Annotated in this window: 20 protein-coding genes; 9 read left to right on the top strand and 11 right to left on the bottom strand. The window is 38.3% G+C overall.

All coding sequences use genetic code 11. The features are described from left to right. The first annotated feature begins 147 nt into the window (after positions 1-147). From AC2SLL_RS09135 to AC2SLL_RS09110, 6 genes are all read left to right on the top strand, one after another. Positions 148-384 carry a hypothetical protein gene (locus tag AC2SLL_RS09135; RefSeq protein WP_486531382.1) on the top strand — a complete coding sequence of 79 codons (237 nt, stop codon included), beginning with the start codon at positions 148-150 and terminating at the stop codon, positions 382-384. A 125-nt stretch (positions 385-509) separates the two neighbouring features. Further along, entirely contained in the window at positions 510-668 is a 159-nt protein-coding gene (locus tag AC2SLL_RS09130) for a PIN domain-containing protein (RefSeq protein ID WP_486531381.1), read from the top strand. Positions 669-1,031: 363 nt separating this feature from the next. Continuing rightward, the gene (locus AC2SLL_RS09125) at positions 1,032-1,616 is read left to right on the top strand and encodes a hypothetical protein (protein WP_486531380.1); all 585 of its coding nucleotides are present in this window, start codon (positions 1,032-1,034) and stop codon (positions 1,614-1,616) included. A 351-nt stretch (positions 1,617-1,967) separates the two neighbouring features. Beyond that, a complete protein-coding gene (locus AC2SLL_RS09120) occupies positions 1,968-4,091 on the top strand; it encodes an ATP-binding protein (protein ID WP_486531379.1) in 2,124 nt (707 codons plus the stop codon). A gap of 1 nt (position 4,092) precedes the next feature. Then, positions 4,093-5,340 carry a modification methylase gene (locus AC2SLL_RS09115; protein ID WP_486531378.1) on the top strand — a complete coding sequence of 416 codons (1,248 nt, stop codon included), beginning with the start codon at positions 4,093-4,095 and terminating at the stop codon, positions 5,338-5,340. A gap of 314 nt (positions 5,341-5,654) precedes the next feature. Then, on the top strand, positions 5,655-5,801 hold the full coding sequence (locus AC2SLL_RS09110) for a hypothetical protein (protein WP_486531377.1): 147 nt from the start codon (positions 5,655-5,657) through the stop codon (positions 5,799-5,801). An 84-nt stretch (positions 5,802-5,885) separates the two neighbouring features. On the opposite strand, the gene AC2SLL_RS09105 is transcribed toward AC2SLL_RS09110, so the two are convergent. From AC2SLL_RS09105 to ffh, 5 genes are all read right to left on the bottom strand, one after another. Further along, entirely contained in the window at positions 5,886-6,998 is a 1,113-nt protein-coding gene (locus tag AC2SLL_RS09105; protein ID WP_486531375.1) for a lipase secretion chaperone, read from the bottom strand. Between the two features lie 402 nt (positions 6,999-7,400). Beyond that, the gene (locus AC2SLL_RS09100; RefSeq protein WP_486531374.1) at positions 7,401-8,489 is read right to left on the bottom strand and encodes an esterase/lipase family protein; all 1,089 of its coding nucleotides are present in this window, start codon (positions 8,487-8,489) and stop codon (positions 7,401-7,403) included. 255 nt (positions 8,490-8,744) lie between these two features. Further along, positions 8,745-8,954 carry a hypothetical protein gene (locus AC2SLL_RS09095; RefSeq protein WP_486531373.1) on the bottom strand — a complete coding sequence of 70 codons (210 nt, stop codon included), beginning with the start codon at positions 8,952-8,954 and terminating at the stop codon, positions 8,745-8,747. Positions 8,955-9,192: 238 nt separating this feature from the next. Beyond that, positions 9,193-9,354 carry a DUF2256 domain-containing protein gene (locus AC2SLL_RS09090; RefSeq protein WP_486531372.1) on the bottom strand — a complete coding sequence of 54 codons (162 nt, stop codon included), beginning with the start codon at positions 9,352-9,354 and terminating at the stop codon, positions 9,193-9,195. A 78-nt stretch (positions 9,355-9,432) separates the two neighbouring features. Continuing rightward, a complete protein-coding gene (gene ffh, locus AC2SLL_RS09085; RefSeq protein WP_486531371.1) occupies positions 9,433-10,977 on the bottom strand; it encodes a signal recognition particle protein in 1,545 nt (514 codons plus the stop codon). 614 nt (positions 10,978-11,591) lie between these two features. Between ffh and AC2SLL_RS09080 the strand changes: the two genes are divergently transcribed. Further along, positions 11,592-12,383, top strand: a complete 792-nt coding sequence (locus AC2SLL_RS09080; protein WP_486531370.1) for a cytochrome C assembly family protein — start codon at positions 11,592-11,594, stop codon at positions 12,381-12,383. Between the two features lie 302 nt (positions 12,384-12,685). Here the strand turns inward: AC2SLL_RS09080 and AC2SLL_RS09075 are convergent, their stop codons facing one another. Further along, complete coding sequence (locus AC2SLL_RS09075) at positions 12,686-14,749, bottom strand: Ig-like domain-containing protein (protein WP_486531369.1); 2,064 nt, start codon at positions 14,747-14,749, stop codon at positions 12,686-12,688. 554 nt (positions 14,750-15,303) lie between these two features. Here AC2SLL_RS09075 and rpmB point away from each other — a divergent pair. Beyond that, positions 15,304-15,540 (top strand): 50S ribosomal protein L28, encoded by a 237-nt coding sequence (rpmB, locus tag AC2SLL_RS09070; protein WP_486531368.1) that lies wholly within the window; start codon positions 15,304-15,306, stop codon positions 15,538-15,540. A gap of 50 nt (positions 15,541-15,590) precedes the next feature. Then, complete coding sequence (rpmG, locus tag AC2SLL_RS09065) at positions 15,591-15,746, top strand: 50S ribosomal protein L33 (protein WP_486531367.1); 156 nt, start codon at positions 15,591-15,593, stop codon at positions 15,744-15,746. A 179-nt stretch (positions 15,747-15,925) separates the two neighbouring features. On the opposite strand, the gene AC2SLL_RS09060 is transcribed toward rpmG, so the two are convergent. The 5 genes from AC2SLL_RS09060 to fghA all read right to left on the bottom strand — a co-directional run bounded on the left by AC2SLL_RS09060 (position 15,926) and on the right by fghA (position 19,117). Beyond that, positions 15,926-16,261, bottom strand: coding sequence for a hypothetical protein (locus AC2SLL_RS09060; protein WP_486531366.1), 336 nt, complete (start codon positions 16,259-16,261; stop codon positions 15,926-15,928). Between the two features lie 337 nt (positions 16,262-16,598). Then, positions 16,599-16,910, bottom strand: a complete 312-nt coding sequence (locus AC2SLL_RS09055; RefSeq protein ID WP_486531365.1) for a hypothetical protein — start codon at positions 16,908-16,910, stop codon at positions 16,599-16,601. Between the two features lie 150 nt (positions 16,911-17,060). Beyond that, on the bottom strand, positions 17,061-17,381 hold the full coding sequence (locus tag AC2SLL_RS09050) for a hypothetical protein (protein ID WP_486531364.1): 321 nt from the start codon (positions 17,379-17,381) through the stop codon (positions 17,061-17,063). Positions 17,382-17,477: 96 nt separating this feature from the next. Beyond that, on the bottom strand, positions 17,478-18,173 hold the full coding sequence (gene rpe / locus AC2SLL_RS09045; RefSeq protein ID WP_486531363.1) for a ribulose-phosphate 3-epimerase: 696 nt from the start codon (positions 18,171-18,173) through the stop codon (positions 17,478-17,480). An 83-nt stretch (positions 18,174-18,256) separates the two neighbouring features. Further along, the gene (gene fghA, locus AC2SLL_RS09040; protein ID WP_486531362.1) at positions 18,257-19,117 is read right to left on the bottom strand and encodes an S-formylglutathione hydrolase; all 861 of its coding nucleotides are present in this window, start codon (positions 19,115-19,117) and stop codon (positions 18,257-18,259) included. Between the last annotated feature and the right edge of the window lie 162 nt (positions 19,118-19,279).

Here is a 19,279-nt window from a genome sequence, read left to right as displayed (position 1 = left end):
CTAAAAACAACTGTGTCGTGTATCAAATTGAGATATTAGATGATATAAAATTGGCTGAACCGATTATTTTCGTTAAGATTATAAATACCGCCAAAACCTGCTACTATAAGTATCAAAGGTAAATGCTGGTTTAAAAAGGGGTATCATATGAGCCAAATCACGCTAACCATAGATAGAGAAATAGAAGACGTTATTAAGCAATTAGCACAGTCTGAAAACTTAGCTCCCAGCGAATGGCTTAGTCAGTTTGTTGAACGTCAGATCAAGCATCATCAAGATTGGTCACCCGAGGTCAAAGCACTAGCGGGTAGCTGGAATGACTTCCCAAGCTTAGAGAATATTCGTGATAATCAAGGTATGGATAGCATGCGTGAATCTCTATGAAGTATGTACTCGATACTAATACCTTAATCTATTTCTTTAAAGGTGTGGGGCAAGTTGCTTCACACCTTTATTTACATTCGCCCAATGATATTTATATACCCAGCGTCGTTTTGTATGAACTATAGGTGGGTATTGAAAAATCCACTCAGCCCGAAAAACGTACTAATCAACTGGCCACGCTATTAACTCAAGTTCAAGTGTTGCCCTTCGCTAATTTAGAGGCTCAAATATCTGCACGAATTCGAGCAAATCTTGAGCGTCAGGGAACACCAATTGGACATTAAGATATTCAAATTGCAGGATGTGCGTTGTCAAATAACGCTACCTTAGTAACGCATAATTTTAAGGAGTTTCAACGAGTGGCTGGCTTGCTACTCGTTGATTGGTTCTAAGTTACTCACTAAATCTTTAGATTTAAACTTGAATAGTCATGACCAATTAGAGGATTACGCCAAGCGTAAGGATTGGGATATGCAGACGGCTGAGAAGTGGTTAAATCCGAATTTCGCTTAGGTGTTGGTTAGAATTTTCTATCATATTTTTGAAGCGGGATTGGTTTTTGTAGCTGCTCCTGCTTTTTGCTACTATCAGGGCTAGATTGCTGCTTCGATTCACGTTTACTCTAACAACCAAAAGGATTTGAGTCTATGTTAAAAAGTTTTTTCGCTAAACGTCGTCAAAAATATATGCAGAAAGCAGAAAGTCCTTGGGATATATTTTATTCCTATCTTGACCAAGTAAAAAATGACACGCCAGAAGAGTACGAAGGCATGCACTATGAACTGTTGACAGTATCCTACTTTTTAATCAGCACAGAATATGCCGATGTTGTACAACAATTTAATAGCCATATCGGCTCTTACTACAATTTACCTAAAATAATAGCTACGGTAGACTGCCATAACGATTCAACCGAGTCTAATACTGAAACTTGTTTGCATACCCTAACTTATAAAGACAATACTATCTCATGGCAAAACATACCAAGCGTATTAGATGATGAATTTAAAGTCTTTATGATAAGCAAACTGGTCGCTGATGATATCGATATACGACTAGAAGTGGCTTCTACTGCGCAAGATGACCGTAATTGGTTTGCCCTTCATTATGATGTTTGGCAAAAATTGGAGGATGAGTTTGGTCAGGAGTTTGTCCGCAGTCTTTTTGAGCCAACACCAGCGCAGTTTTATGAACCTGATTATGATTTTAAAATGGTAAGTTCCACTCTTTAAAAAAACCATCGCCACTCGTCTAGACCATCAGTACATTCGCTATAATAGGGCAAAACCGCTCTTTCGATGCTAAGTTTAACTATTATTGAATCGAATTTAGGCAAATCATACAAGGGTGCGTCGTTCGCACTATTATTACAGGCCATTTATCACAATCTATTAATTTAATTATCACAAACTTTTAAGTTATTTATGTCATAGCTTTAACTTAAATAATGCGCGGGGCGTAGCCAGTCTACTTAACTTAAATTAGCCATTTTTATAACGGTCTGTTATATTTGATTCAAAGATTAGAAAGGTAGATTATGAATATTTACTAAATTGTAATTAATGGCATTTAGGACGAGTTTAATGAAAAAAATATCAGTTAAAGTTAGTGGGAACATTATTCATGAGTTTTCTGAAAAAGTACCTAGCTATATGTTCGCTATTAATGAAATCTTAAAAAATAGCTATGATGCGTGTGCCACAGTAATTGATATAATTTACGACTCAGATAATCACGTTTTAGAAATACAAGACAACGGAGACGGCATATCCTCCAATGATATCGAATCACTATTTCATATCTCAAATAGTACTAAAAGCTACGGTAAAAAAATCTGTTTTGAAAGATATACTCAAGGTGAAAAAGGATTAGGCTTGTTATCGGTATTTAAATTTGGTGAAGAAATACATTGGCAAACTAAACATAAGGACTACCCTGAAGCAGTAATTTTTAGTGTAAGTAAGTCTACATTAGCTTCAATGAACAATATTACTGATTACGAAATCCCTTTAACTTATTCTAAAGTGAAAAATTTCAAAGGTACTAGAATTATAATAAAGGCAATTTCTTCTGATGAACAAAAGGAAATTAGAAGTTTTTTTGAATTAAGTGAAAACTATGATAAATTTTCTAACCTTTTCCTCGATAAAACTATTGAGGTTAACTTCAAACTTAAGAAAAGGTCATCACAGCCAAGTTTGCTAAAGGAAACGAGCTTGAATGTTTCTGAAGCAATGAATTCTGCTAATGGTTTAAGAAGGTTTGATATTAAGTTTAACTCAGAGACAAATATTGTAACCTATGTAGTAAATGAAAGAGTCTACAAAGAGATAAAATTCGATAAATCAACTTTACCAGAAGGTATTACAATTGACGCAAATTTAAAAGTGTTAGATCTTACTGGCTCAGGAGTTAATAATGTTAACTCTTTGTTTAGAATTACTAGACCAGTAAGAGCTAGTCTAAGACCGTTAATTTACTTTAATAAAGTATTATTTAATAATTACGAACTATTTGATCCAGAGATATCAAGAGGGAGTCAATCTAGTAAATCTTTACCTCAAATTATAGGATACTTGGATATTCGGACTAGCAGTCCAAAAATAGCTTTTAATGCTGACAGAACTAAACTAATTGAAAATCATGCTTCAAAACAACTTATTAATTTCTTAGTTAAATTAAACTTATTTATTCAAGATATCGGAAGCCAAGTTTCAAAAGAGTTAAAGAAAAAGCAGAACAACAATAACGACTCAAATCAAAATAACGACTCAAATCAAAATAACGACTCAAATCAAAATAACGACTCAAATCAAAATAATGACTCAAATCAAAATAATGACTCAAATCAAAATAATGACTCAAATCAAAATAATGACTCAAATCAAAATAATAACTCAAATCAAAATAATGACACAGAAAAAGCAGGAGTTAATAATTGCATTCTATTAAATGAGACTCATTATTGTGTCAAGTTTTACCATTCATCTCCTACATTAAACTTGATGGACTTTGTTAGTTCTGCTGTAGATACTAATGGCAATAATATTCATTATGACGATATTAAAGTTTATGTAGATGGAATAAAATATGATAGCCGGACGATTTCAGATATATCGGAATCTGTTGAGAGAATTGTAGTATATAAATTTCATGATATAGAAAACACTATAGTTAGTTCTGAACTAAGATTGGTATTTAAAAAAATAAAATCGGCTTTGAAGCCCTCAGACAATAAAGAATTCTTAATAAAATCTTTTAGCCACCAGTACGAAGTAAGCTTGCCAACTGTTGGAGAGTTAATTCAACAAATTAACGATCTATGGTCGAAAAACCAAGACTATAAAGTAATAATTGCTACTTCTTTAAGGGTTATATTTGATTTATGCTGTAAATACTTAGAAGATTATGATACTCAGTTTAAAGTAGAAAACGGTCTTGAGAATAAAGTTTGTAGTGCTGTTAAATACATAAGTACTTATAAAGGCTCAGATAACGAATTCTATAAGCATTTAGGTCAATCATTTAATACTTTTAAGAACTATTTTATACCTGAAGACTTTAAAGCTAAAGTAAAGAAATCTAATCTTGGCTCTCATGGTGCAACAGATAAACTTGATAAAGATGATATTGAAACAATCGCTCGAAGTGCAGGATATTTCGCCCAACTTGTTGATGCGTATTTGAAAGATAAGGGCTATATCTAAAATGAATATATCATTTCAAGACTATCGGAAAAACGATATACATGGGGCTAGTCTATACCCTGCAACGATGATTGCACCTGTCCAAAATTTAGTTATGAAGAGTATTTTTGAGGCAGATACTATTCAAAGCATTTATGATCCTTACCATGGTTCTGGTACATCTCTTTATGAAGCTTTAAAAATTAATAATAACTGTTCGGTTTATGGTTTTGATATCAATCCTCTAGCTCATCTTTTAACGTTAATAAAGTTAAAAGGAGTAACAAATAATATACGTAATGATATTTCTGAAATTGAATATTTACTATCTATTTCATCAACCCCTGATTTTGAGTTCCAAAACATTGAAAAGTGGTTTAGAAAAGATATTATATCTAGTTTATCCCAAATTAGATGGGCCATTATTCAAACAAAAAGTAAGCGTAATAGGCTATATTTCTGGTCTATATTTTCGAAGTTAGTTAGAAAATATAGCAATACACGCTCTTCAACGTACAAGTTACATATTAAAAAGCCTGAAGATATAGCTAGAATGAAGAATAATGTGATTAGAGACTTTTTAGCTGAGATAAAACTCCACGCCGATAAGTTTTATGTAAAATCTAAAAATGTGAATTTGATTAAAGGCGACGTACTTAAACTTGGTCATAAAATAGTACCTAGCTCAATTGACCTTACAATTACTAGTCCACCGTATGGTGATAACCAAACAACAGTAACCTATGGGCAATTTTCATCCTTATCACTTTTTTGGATTGATAAGAAAGACCTAGAACTTGAAGGTTGGGAGCTGGATAATTATTCAATAATTGATCGCAAGAGTCTTGGTGGAAGTAGTAAGAACCAGTTGAGTAAATTAGGTTTTAAGCTTATTGAACCTTACTTGGCCAATATAGCCAAACCGAAGCAAACTAAGATAATAAACTTTTTTGCTGATTACTTTTTGTCTCTAGATCACATTTGTGAAGTAACTCGAAAATACATCGTAATGACCTTAGGTAATCGCACTGTAGATGGTGTGAACATCGATCTAACATCAATAACGTCTTCATACTTAGAGTTAAAAGGCTTTAAAAACTTACAACTATTAGATAGAGATATACCCAATAAACGGATGGCCAGAATCATCTCTTATAATGAAGGTGTGGCTGTAAAATCAATGAATAAAGAGTATGTGGTAATTCATAAAAAAAACAGCCTTAACCATACGAACGATAGCTTTGCTTCAAATATATTAAATTCATTGTAATAGTCCCCGTAGGGTGCGCCCCGCGCATCAATCGTAATTTAAATAGTACGCAGGACGTACCCTAACATAGCCTATTCCAGATTCATGACAAAACCATCAGGGAAATCAACCTCACTTACTTCCCCAATACGCTGAATAACTACCCTCTTTTACCAATCTATGAAAACTTAAAGACTGCCAAGCTGCAACGTTGTCTACTAACCGATGTTTGACAGGGTATGAATGTAAATAATCCATTAAACTTAGCATTAATTAATTAATTAGTGCGCCCCGCGCACCCTTCAGATAAGCATTATAAAAACGCAAACTTTGCCATGACAAGGCTTTTCAGCCCCGATTGTAGCGGATATACTGCTTGGCTAGGCGAGCTGCAATGGCAGGGTTTGGATTGGCTACGCGAAGCAAGAGACAATACAAACCCTCAGCCAGTGCATCGCCTAGATAAGCAGATAGTAGCGTAAAGCAGGAAATAGCTACATGAGAAAACAATAAAAAAGGCTTAAGCCAGTACAGTGCAAAACTTTAGTGCCAAAACTGACACAGGCTTATTTGTCATTACCGGCTTTTTGTTGTTGCAAGGCTGCATATCCTGTGAGGCGTTTGCGCTCGGTGTCATTAAATAATTGTTTTTCGAGTTGCTCTATCTGCATCTTTACTTGTGCTGGATCGGTATTTTCACTGAGCAGACGCTGTTTTTGGCTTTGATATTGCTGAAAGCGGTTATCAAAGTTGGCGTTTTCTGCATCCAAATTTGCCAATCTTTTCGCTGCTGGCGCACCCACCAATGCTTTACGCATATTAAAGAGTGCCTCAGCGCTGGCACCTTCAGCTTGCATTTGCTCAGTACGGGTAATCAGCTCATTTAAGTTAGCTTGCTGTTGGATGTTTGCTTTGATTTCATTGTCTGGCATACGGCTAATATAGTCCTGCTTGGCCGCTTCTTTTTGCGCGTCAGTCATTTGTGTGTTTTGCTCAATCCTAATGAGCGCCATACTATACTTATCATACTCATCGTCAGCACTAAAGAAAGCGTCAATGGTTGGTTTATCAAAGAACTGCTGACGGAGCGTGGTCACATCTCGCTTTTTCTGAGCTACTGCATTGAGATCCAGTTTGCCACTTTGGGTCGCCTGCAATTGCAAATGACCATATTGCTTTTCTAACTCAGGTATCGCTTTAAGATAAGCAACATATTGATGAAATATGGTAATGGCTTGGCTGGCGGCAGGCTCTGGTGTATGACTACGGATATACGTTTCTACTCGAGCAACGATGACTGCGTCGTCCTCTTCGCCCGTGGCAGATAAGAAATAGTCGAACAAGCGACGCAAGCCTTCGGTAACGACTAATTGTTTGTTTTGGTCTATGATGATTTCGCCATCGACATCTGTCCCTTGTAGCGAGCGTGGTAAGTTTTCAAGGCCTGTAACCATATCCATATTGCTTTGAGCCAAGGTAGATATATCTTGACTATTATGGGTATCTAAGTCATCTACCGCGGTCATATCCGGGTCATTTTGGGGGCTTATAGAGCTCACTTGCGGAGAATCAATAGCGTTTTGTTTGGGTTTAAACCATGCAATGAGTACCACGGTAAAAACAATGATGAGGACAATGATAATGATTTGAAAATAGGGTATACGACGAGTATTTGACATGGCAATAGCTTATTAAATTAATCGGTTTCGAGAGTATAGTGATAAACCATAGAATGGCGAGACACCATAGAATAATGAAAAACAATAGGGTAATGAAATACAATAGGATAGTGGTAAAATACGATGTAGGAGTACTCAATAAAAAAGAGGCCAAACTAAGATCAATAGTGACATACGGCACTCATAAACATAGCATAAATATAAATAGGGCCAACAATGTTGACCCTGTATTCAGTCTAACTATTTTTAGTCTGGCTACTTAACCAGTTAGATCTAAGCCAGTTGTTAGGTCTAAGCCGGTTTTAGGTCTAAGATAGTTTTAGGTCTAAGCCAGTTTTAGGTCTAAGCCAGTTTTAGGTCTAAGATAGTTGCTAGGTCTAATATAATAGTCCGGCTGTTAGTTTACAGCTGTGAGTTTTTAAGACGGTTGACATGAGTACGATACACTGTCTTAGGATTGGTATGACCCCAAGCCACCATGCCAAACAGTTGATTGACAATGTCTAAGTGATTCATTTTATAGTCATCTCTGATAACGTGACCCAGACGACTAGAACAAGCAGAAACTAGGCCATCGTTAGGATCACCTTCAAAAGTTAAGGCCGAAGCTGCAAACACATAATCGGTAACGTCAGAAATATTAGTGCTCTGACCCACACCGCTAAACGAATAATAATCAATGCCATCCACGCGCGTATCGACTGGCTGACCACAGTAGCTGGCAGGCAAAGCAGCGGGGTATTTTGCATTAAAGGTTTTCATGTTTTCAGCTGAAAATGACTGCACTGCTGCCCAACCATCTTGATCCTGCAATTGGTCAAGTGGAATACCAGAGCCGACATCCATAAAGCCCCCAACAAAGTTAAAAAAGCCTATGACTGCCTCAGATGCTGGGTTAAACTCGCCTTCAGGGAAACCATCTTCTGCACTGCCATTAACTATCTGATCAATAACCCAGTCAGCCATTGCTGAGCCTTGCTGTGGGCTGGCGACTGCCGTTACAGAAGCCACGTAATTGGGTTCCACAGCAGCAACATAGCGAATATCATGACCGCCATGGCTATGGCCAAATAGGTTTACCTTTGGGCTTCCCGTAATGGCGGAGATGGTTTTTACTTGCTGTAACAACTGCTCGCCACGCACTTCGCTGGCATTAAGCGATGAGGTCTTAGTGGCGTAAACCTCTGAACCACCACGCATCAAGGTTTGCGGAATACCATAAAAATAATCGATAGTCCCAAACAATTTAGTCCAACCGCCTAAACCGTGAGCCATGACAATTGGGTATTTTGTTTCTGTGTGCTTAGATGTCAAATATTTGGTGCTGACCAATTGACAGCCTGTGGCATTTGCACAGTTATAATAATGACCAGCAGCTTGAGCAGAGCTTGTTTGCACGGTCATTAACACGAGGCCAGTGCTAAGGGCACTTAGGGTAGGTAATAGCTTTTTCAGCGATAACGCCAGGTCGAGAGAGTTCTTGCCTTTCATAGCAACATCCTTGTAATAATTAAGATCAGTCATCCTTGACTATGGCTATCCAAATGACTTAATACTAGCCATAAGCATAAAGAAGTATTGCTAATTCGTTTAGCAATACAAAACACCATACGTCTATAAAGTTAAACTTTCAATTTTTTGTAGACATTTATGACATATTTTCATGACTTTACAGTCATAGTTTAATAGGGTCTGTTGAATATCCAAACACGTCACTGGCGAAGACTGTTATTAAAGAATGGGTTCTCAAGCCATACGCAGTGGCATTTTGGACGACGAATCTTTTAAATTAGAATTTGCGATATTTTGCTCTAAATAGTCCCACCCCTCTCGATTACCGCTCTTACCTTTGAAAGTGAACTTAGTGTCTGGCATAACTTTAGTGGTGCGCTGGTGGCGAACTTCTTTGTGCGTAAAGATAAAGGCAAGGAGTGATTGGCTAGGGCGTGTCCTCATTTTGAAAATGGAGATAGAAATAAGATAAATCGCAGTCAGACAAGGAAAATGATGCCGTTAATATCAAGATATTTACCCGTTATTTGACGCAGTATGACAAGATTTAGCTATTTTTAGCCCATTTAAATCTAATGGTGCGAATTGAGGGCACGCCCCAGTATTTAAAGATTATTAAGCGTTTAAGTTGCCACCTATTTTGCGGCAAATTTTTTTAAGTTTATTTGTCTACTATACACCCCTACTCTGGCTTCTCAACACCCTCATAGGTTTTCACCCGTCGGCATCTATCCGAGCAATACACCATACTGTCCCAGTTTTTATCCAGCTTTTTACTCCAACTGAATTCTCGCTGGCAGACAGGGCATTCTTTTTTACGGACGTTCTTTTTCTTATGCGCCATAGGGGCAACCTTATCTTAAGCATCAACAAAAAGGCCAAGTCAAACGACTCAGCCTTAGGTTGAGAATAGTCAATAAACTTAGAAACGCTTTTTAAACTCTGGTGGCAAGTTCTTTTGAACGTCTTGTAACTGCTTTTCCATATCTTCTTTGCTTGGCATACTGTTAGGGTCTAGGCCAAATGGTGGCATACCTCCCATAGCTTGCTTTCCAGCTGATTTACCCGCACCGCCACCAAATAACGGACCACCGCCGCCAGACGCACCACCGCCCATGCCAGTTAAGCCCTGCATGGCTTTCATCATCTTACCAAGTCCTTCTGGCTTTGAGATCATCTTCATCATTTTGGCCATTTGCTTGTGCTGTTTCAGCAAACGGTTGATGTCTTGGATTTGCTTGCCAGAACCCGCTGCGATACGGCGTTTACGGCTTGGGTTAATTTTATCTGGGTTTTTACGCTCAAATGGGGTCATGGAGTTGATAAGCGCTTCCATTTCACGCACTTTTTCTTCTGGCTTGGCTTCTTCTAATGCTTTTTGCATATCGCCACCGCCCATGCCCGGCATTTTGTCTAAAAAGCCTGCCATACCACCCATGCTTTTCATTTGTTGGAACTGTGTTAATAAATCTTCGAGGTCAAAGTCCCCGCCTTTCTGCATCTTTTTAGCCATCTTTTCGGCTTTTTCACGATCGATCTTTTGTTCGACCTCTTCCACCAAGCTAAGCACATCGCCCATACCCAAGATACGTTGGGCAACACGCTCTGGGTGGAACGCCTCTAACGCATCTAGCTGCTCACCTCGGCCCAAGAACTTAATGGGTTTACCAGTAATCGCACGTACAGATAGCGCTGCACCACCTCGGGCATCACCATCGGTTTTGGTTAAAATAACACCCGTTAATGGTAGCGCATCATTAAAGGCTTTTGCCGTATTGGCCGCATCTTGACCCGTCATGGAGTCAACGACAAATAAAGTTTCTGATGGGTTAGCCGCCGCCGTTAAGGCTTTGATCTCATCCATCATCATCTCATCAATGTGCAAGCGACCTGCGGTATCGATAATAAGAATGTCTTGATATTGTAGTTTCGCCTCTTCTATTGCTCGCTTGGCAATGTCAATCGGGTTTTCATCTGTGCTTGAGTTAACAAACTTAGCATTAACCTGACCCGCTACTTGCTCAAGCTGCTTAATCGCTGCTGGACGATAAACGTCAGCAGACACCAGCATGACCTTTTTCTTTTGGCGCTCTTGTAAATATTTAGCCAGTTTACCAGCCGTCGTGGTTTTACCCGCCCCTTGCAGGCCAGCTAGTAAATAAACCACTGGCGGCTTACCAGTCATCTCTAGCTGTTGGTTGGCACTGCCCATCATTTCCGTTAATTCGTCATAAACAATCTTAACAAAAGCCTGACCAGGGGCCAGTTCTTTTAAAACTTCCTGACCTAAGGCTTGTTCTTTTACCCGTTTCACAAAATCACGAGCGATAGGCAGGGCAACATCAGCTTCCAATAACGCCATGCGAACTTCACGCAGGGTATCTTTGATATTGTCTTCAGTGAGCTGACCTGAGCCTGATAGTTTACGCAGACTGGTCGATAATCGTTCGGTTAAAGTATCAAACATAATGCTGTCTCGAAAAATCGTAAGTTATTTTCTAGGGTAACCAGATAGCTTGAGCAACCTGATAGAGTGCTATGGTTAAATATTCAGATTATTGTACAAAACCTAATGGTTTGCTACTGTTAGCCGTATAGGAATAGGCTAAGAAACAAATCAAATAAGCTAAAAGCACAGTTTTGCTTAACAGTTATCGCAAATACGTATCATTCTATGCTAAATTAGAGCATAGTTATTAGAAGAGCATAGCTATTAGATTAGAGTAACTTTTTTCTATAGTACTTTTCTATAGTAACTATTTATTATAGTAACTTTATCCATTGTTTATTTAGAAAAGGTTAGTATCTGTTTCGCTTCTATAAAATGGCATGTATAAAGCCACTGATGAGTAAGCTTGTATAATGATTGACGAATCACTGATAACGTTATTTGTTTACTATCATACATTAATGTCACACAATGTTATCTAGTCGCTAGATAAATGATAAGTTAACCATTATACACAATATCAAGGTCTGCTTATAAACCCAATTTATATCCTTAATATTGTACATCGCATTTCTATTAAATTGACATGCTGATTTAATCAGCTAAGACACCAGAGAGTTTAGGAAAAATTCGTGTTGCTTGCCTATATTATTGCACTTATTGCATACCTTATTGTTAGCCTACACTTATATTGGGCGCTTGTACGTACCAAGCCTATTGCTAAGGGGTTTACTTTAGCTATGCTTACGGTGGGCTTAGTGGCTCACTCGGTAGTCTTATACCCTCATATTGCTACCATTTATGGATTAAACTTCAACTTATTTAATATCTTGAGTTTGACCAGCTGCTTTTTTCTCTTATTCTATCTGCTATTTTGCTTATATCGTCCAATCCTAAGCTTAGGTGTATTAGCGGTACCTACCGCTATTATTGGTTTAAGTCTAGGCTACTTTGGTACTGCCCCCTATAGTCCATTAAGCGATATTAGCGCTGGCTTAGAGGCACATATATTATTATCTATAGCGGCCTATTGTGTTTTACTTATGGCGGCCTTTCAAGCACTGATCATGCGGTTTCAAATACGAGATCTAAAACATAAAACCGTACATCGATATTGGGTTAATAAGTTACCGCCCTTACAAAGCATGGAATCTGTATTGTTCGATATGATTTTAGCTGGATTTGTTCTGCTTACCCTAGCACTGGCTATTGGCTTTATGTATGTTAATGATTTAATGGCACAGCATATTGCCCACAAAACCGTGCTCAGTGTGATTTCTTGGTTATTATTTGGTGGGTTATTAATTGGGCATTGGCAATCAGGCTGGCGAGGCCGTCGAGCGGCTAACATGACTATTCTCGCTTTTGTACTACTGGCCATAGGCTTTGTTGGTAGTAAGTTTGTTTTGGAAGTAGTATTGTGACCAAGAAACCTTTGTCATTTAGCCATGACTATATTGTGAACAATGGCATGGCCTTTAATGGGCTTGGTTAATGTGCAGATGCTTCTTTATGGCTTATAGCACTTAGGTTAAACCTTATAGCACTTGGGCTAAACATAGCGCATACATTATAAATAGCATTTGACATGCTATCAATTAACGGCTTACAAGCTATTTTGCTCGCTATCTTAAATGTATCGCTAACTTCATACGTGATATCTTTACCTAAATCCATCACTTTATAAAACCCCTAAGTAAGTCACTTAGGGGTTTTATGTTAGCCTCTACCCCTTATTAAAGTAGACTCGTTTTGTCGACTTAGTTGAGCTTGGAGCTGGTGTATTTACTATGATATCCATGTAATCATTGGGAGCACAGTTGTTGTAAGTAATCGTATATTTAACTTCAGAATTTGGCACCTGACCTCTGCCTAAATTCACGTTGTTAGGAACCGTCAAATAACCCTCAACTAATTCTGCCTCACAGGTAGCGTCGTTATCCTCTGTTTTATCTGTCGTATTAACCGCTATACTAGTACCTGAAGGCATGCTCACTGTTTTAGCAGAATTACCATACATATTAAAGTTTAGTTGTTTGGGCTTTGATTGATCAGTGCCAATGATATTTGCCCGAACAGAATTAGACATACCCTCAAATACAGGTTTATCATCGGCAAGACCTAAAATGGCTTGATAACGTAATGTGGCCTCTAACTCATTACTACAAGTGTTGCTAATATTAGGGTATGTAAAGAGTGAAGAGCCACAGGCTTGTGTTGACTGACCGCGGCGATAGATAAACTCGCCCTTATCAGCATCATATTTGTTATTTTCGTTATCATCTCTAAAAAAGCTACCAATATTAACAGAGAATTTGTCTGTACCTGGGGTGTACATATTATTACCATCAATATCTATATAGTTTTTTTCGCCTTCCACATAAGCAAGAATTGTCACTCGACTATCCAGAGGTCGCGGATTTTGAGTTCTGAATTCAATTGAACATGCGCCGTTTGTCGTGTTACAGTTCGGATCTATACTGCCGCCTTCACTCACAAAGCTAACCACCGTACCATCTGGCACAGGATTGCCAACTCGATCTACCAAACGAACGGTAACATTAGCGGTATCTCCATCAATACCCTTAGCTAAAACATTTTTAGTAAACGATAAACTGATACCATCTTGTACAGGTCGACCCGTGGCTACCGAAACATTTTTGGACAGTGCAAAGATATTTGGATTAGACTTAAGTGTTGCTTTAAGCTCTACAGGCCCAGGCAATGCACCTGGATAAATCGGCATGACTACCTTACCCTCAGAATTACTTTTAACGGTTTGTGGCATATGGTTTCGACGATTGTAGAAACTAAAATCTGCTGGCGCTTGCACTTTACTAATAATCACATCTTTATTAGCCGCAGGCACACCATTGGCATAAACGGTAAATTCGAGCATACTCGCCATTGAGGTGCCACTATTAACGGTGCCTAACTTGATGCTCTCATTGGAGGTGTAAAGCAAAGCGTTTGCTTCCACACGTTCAATAGTGACGGTTACAGTCTTGGTAGCAGAGGTGTTATTGATTGGTGTTGCTGTAATGGTTTGAATGCCCTCACATAAAATACCATCTTCTCCGATAGCCTTATAGGTGGTTGTAATATTTCCTTGATTTGTGGAGGCAACAGATGAGTCGCTAAACGTGCCACAAGTAGTGGCAAAGTTTACCGTGGTATTGTTTTGCTTAAAATTACTATTTGCGTCTACCGTAACCAGCGTCAGGTTTGTTGTCTCGCCTGACTCAATAATAGGCTTTTCCGCTTTAAAGTCATTAATAATAATATTGGCGGGCTGAATAGCAACGTTATAAGCATCAGACTTGACAATATTATCTTTAACAATAGCCGTTGCAGTCAGTTGATAACTACCCGTATCACTTGGGTCTTTAGGTCTTACTGAAATTGTCGCCTCTCCATCCGTATTGGTTAGCACTGCACCATTAGAGGTACCAAATACGACCCCTAAACCCTCAAAAGTGACTAAGGCACTACTAATACCATTGCCTTGTTCATCGGTAACACTCACTTTTGCCATCGCCCCTTGGCTAGTAATGGTTCTAGTCGCATTATTATTAGCATCGTAAACCCTGATTTCACTGATCACAATACTATTCAGTGCATCCTTATCAGAATCATTGTCATTTGAATCTGGATTCCTATCAGGGATTGGCTTGATCGTATCAACTGTATTGCCATTACCACCACCTCCGCAGGCTGTGAGGGCAAGGGCCATTGATAGTGCAGAAATTTTAATAACTTTGCGCGTATTCAACAAAGGGTTAACTAGCATAACAAGCCTCTTAGATTTAAAATCCGTATGATTCAAAATAGTTTTAATACGATGGCAATAATCGAGAAGAGCGTTGTCAATCACTTACTCATTTCTTTCGTGCTCTATTACAGAATACTCAATTATTTAATGAATGTAACTTTACTGTTTTTATTTGTCACTTACAACCTAATTGGCTTGCGAATTAACTATTTATATTAATTTTTCCATAAAACCAAAGAATAAATATGAAATACAGTGACACCTTGCAGCCGACTATTTTGCCATACATTTATTTATAAAATATGGGATAATAAATAACCAACTCGGTTGAAAAATTTTAAATAACGTGGTATAAATACGCCCTTAAATTTTTTAGCAGGTCACCCACTTTTCGTTGTGGCGATTAAAGGGTACGACCGCAAACTTTCTGTTAACATTTTATTTAAGTTTCAGTCCTCTGTGTCCATAGCCTCATTGTGATTTGTTATTTAAATAGAGTAAGACTGCATTTGTAGCGTGACCGTGCTTGACACGTCACCTCATGTGTCTTACAACTTTATTAGGAGTCCGTCATGTCTCGAGTATGCCAAGTGACAGGAAAGCGCCCTGCGGTGGGTAACAACGTTTCGCACGCGAATAACAAGACCCGTCGTCGCTTTTTACCAAATCTACATAACCATCGTTTTTGGGTAGAGTCTGAAAACCGTTTTGTTCGTCTTCGTGTTTCTACTAAAGGTATGCGTATTATCGATAAGCATGGTATCGACAAAGTGCTAGCTGATATGCGCGCAGCAGGTCAAAAAGTATAGTCTATCTATACTTCCAGCCTCTGACTTTAAAACTTAAATAGGAAATCATCATGAGAGACAAGATTAAATTAGTATCTACCGCAGGTACTGGGTATTTTTATACCACAACTAAAAACAAGCGTACTATGCCAGGTAAAATGGAGATCAAAAAGTTTGATCCTAAAGTACGTAAGCATGTTGTATTCAAAGAAGCCAAAATTAAATAAGCTTTTCTTTGCTTATAAAAAAAGGGTTAATCACTTAAGATAAACCCTTTTTTTATGCTTAGATTGTATGACTAGAGATAATAGAATAATGATTAACGAACAACGTAGTTACTAATGTCCCAGTTCACTTAGACTAAGAGGCGCTAAAATCAAAAGCAATTGAGCCTAATAGCCCCAACTTAACTAAAGTGTTCAGGCTGCTCGTCATACACATTAGCATGCCATTGACTGAATTGCTTTTGCATAACTGCTTGAATAGCCGCATGTACCATTTGATGACCAATAAATTGGATATCACTACCCAATACATCTTGAACCTTTGAAGAAAAATCAATGGTCACTAATGGATCTTCAGAATCATTCGCATCTCTAAGAACAATCTGCCCTTTATCATTTTCAGCCAGCTCTAGCACGGTCTCTTGCGCAAAGCCTTTACGAAACCTAGTCTCTTTAGACTCAGAGTCTGCCTCTATAGTGTCTTGCTTATAGTTGTCTTTTTCAGAATCATACACCATGCTTAACCACCTTATCTAGCAATTTCTTATAATGTATACAATGGATGCTTTTACGCTGAATTTCAAGGGTTATCTTTTAATAAGCTATTCAATATAATTCATGAAGTTGAGTACATAACTTCTCAAGTAAGCTTGCAGAAAGCCTTTAACTTATTATAGAACCTTTAACTTAGCTATTGCCTAAAGGAGTGGTCGTATTCAATGAAGGATGAGTTATCCACTTACTTAAAAGTACCCTAAACCGATTTAGTCATCGTATAAAGTGGCAGGCCTATAAACTCAAAGCAGCCTGCAAAATAAAACCAAGGTATGGTAATTAACCAGAGGATTTTGTAAGTTAACGCCAATAACGCATTTTGGCTAACATAAACAATAATGCCACAAACATACCTAGATAATAGGCGTTTTTTAGCTCAAAAGTTGGGTCACGATACTTAAATGGTAATGCAACGGTTGCAGTGGCCGCTGGAAAAATAATCAACATTACTAACCAGTTTTCAAAAACGTATAACCAACCTTGCCAGCCCGACCCTTTACTGAGCCCAGCCAAACCGAACAATAAGCAGGCAATAACAAGTGACCTAATTAAACCCTTTGGTATGGTTTTAGGATAAGGGTAATAAAAAGAATTTGGATCAAACAATGACAAAGCTAAGTCCTTAAAAAAGTGAGAGACTTTATAATAAGCTTAATGATAGGAAAATGTTAGGCGCTAAATTGGCATGTTGGTTTCTTTAAACCGGCGACTGTCATTAAACAAGTGAGGGTTAGGTTGATAACACTAAAACCAATTAAAACATCAGCTATACACACCCATTAACCACAGCATAGTAACACATGAAAGCAACCAACCTAATGTCAAAGCGTTGCGCTTTTTTATATCAGTACCTTTCACTTTATTCATGATAAGTGCCCCCAACCAAAATAGGAGTGGATAGACAATAACAAAAGCAGGAACCAGAACAGCGGCCTGCAATAGGACATCACTGACTGGCTCTCCAGCTATCAATCGAAAACCATAGCCAGCAACGCTTAACACAAATGCAAATATGGCTAAGCCAATAGTTACACCTATAGGCACTAAACTAGGATCACTCTTGTTTTGTGAATCTTGAGTCATACTGTCCCTTATTTTATGTCACTCTTATCTCTAATATATAGCAGATGCCTATACATTAGAGGGATAGTTAAGACATTAGAGGGTTAGTTAAGAGACTTAGACGCTTGTTGAACCAACAAGGCTCAGTTCATGACGCATGGCATCAATTGCCACTTTATAATCCTCATGATTGAATATTGCCGAGCCCGCCACAAACATATCGGCGCCTGCTTCGGCAATCTGTCTAATATTGCTGGCTTTAACGCCACCGTCTACTTCTAAACGGATATCTCTACCGCTAACATCAATAAGCTTGCGTACTTGACGAATCTTATCTATTGTACTCTCGATAAAGGACTGACCGCCAAACCCAGGGTTAACACTCATAAGCAAGATTTGATCAACCTTATCCAGTACATAATCAAGATGATGAAGTGGCGCAGCAGGATTTAATACTAACCCACATTTTGCACCGCCATCTTTAATCATTTGTAATGAGCGATCGACATGATGAGTGGCTTCTGGATGAAAGGTAATGATACTTGCTCCTGCCTCTAAAAACTGCTCAATCATACTGTCTACAGGCGTTACCATCAGATGCACATCAATAGGCACATCAATCCCATAGTCCCGTAATGCTTTACAAATCATGCTACCAAAAGTTAAGTTTGGTACATAATGATTGTCCATAACGTCAAAATGAATGACATCTGCACCTGCTTTTAATACATTCTCCACTTCCTGACCAAGACGAGCAAAATCCGCTGATAAGATTGATGGGGCTATTAAATATGGCTTTGATGCAGGGGTCATAATATGGCTACCTATATATTCATTTAGATGTTCATTTGGGTTCAGTTCAAATCATGCCAGATGTCTTAGTTTCTTACGAAAACTTAGCTGTATCTCAGAGCGGCTTTAAAGTGGTGCTTAATATGGTCGTCAATGACCGTCTGGATAAAATAATAGCCATGTTCTGAGCCTGCATGATAACGTAAAGTTAACGGCTGCTCCACCTCTCGACACACTTTATGCAACATTTCTGGATTAAGATTGCCTTGATGATAGTACTCGTCATCGTTACCCTGATCCACTAGAATTGAATCATATTGGCTGCCAGCCGTTAAGATGGACTGAGTAGCATCATATTCACTTAATTGCCCTTCGCCTAAATAAGCGTTTAAAGCAACTGCGCCCCACTCTGATTCGCTGGCCACACACACGGGCGCAATGGCCGAAACACTGACAAACTTGCTTGGATATTTGAATCCAAACATCAATGCACCATGCCCTCCCATTGAATGTCCCATGATACCAATACTGTTAATCGGAAAAAAATGACGGACTAACTCATAGAATTCATCAACAATATAAGTTTCCATCTTGTAATGGTCACGCCATGGCTCTTTGGTGGCATCTACATAAAAGCTCGCTGCTTGCCCCACATAAAAGCGGTCATCATCAGCCACATTGTCGCCCCTTGGAGAGGTATCTGGGGCAATAAATATAACCCCTAACTCACTGCATATTTTTTGAAAATGTGCCTTGAGTGTCACGTTATCTGGGCTGCATGTTAACCCTGACAAATACATCACTGCTGGACACGTTTTACCTACCAGCGCTTCGTCAGGTAAATAAATACTAAATGTCATTGTGGTATTGGTTGAGGATGACTGATGCGTATAGTAGCGTTGCTCGCCTTCAAAACAGCGATTATTACTTTTCAGCTCTAGACCTTTGGGATTAATTTTAGACATATTAGAGACCTATTTTTAGAGTTGTATTTTATTATTTAAATTAATAATAAACTGACCTTTATCTCTGTCTTTATAAAAATAAGACAGCACGCAGTTTATTATTTTGTACGGATCTTTTATATTGATAACTGATTTTATTTTTTAACATTCGATTATTAGACA

The organism is Psychrobacter sp. CX97, from assembly GCF_057396285.1.
The sequence above is the reverse complement of the archived record's forward strand: the minus strand, read 5'-3'. Positions and strand labels throughout refer to the sequence as shown.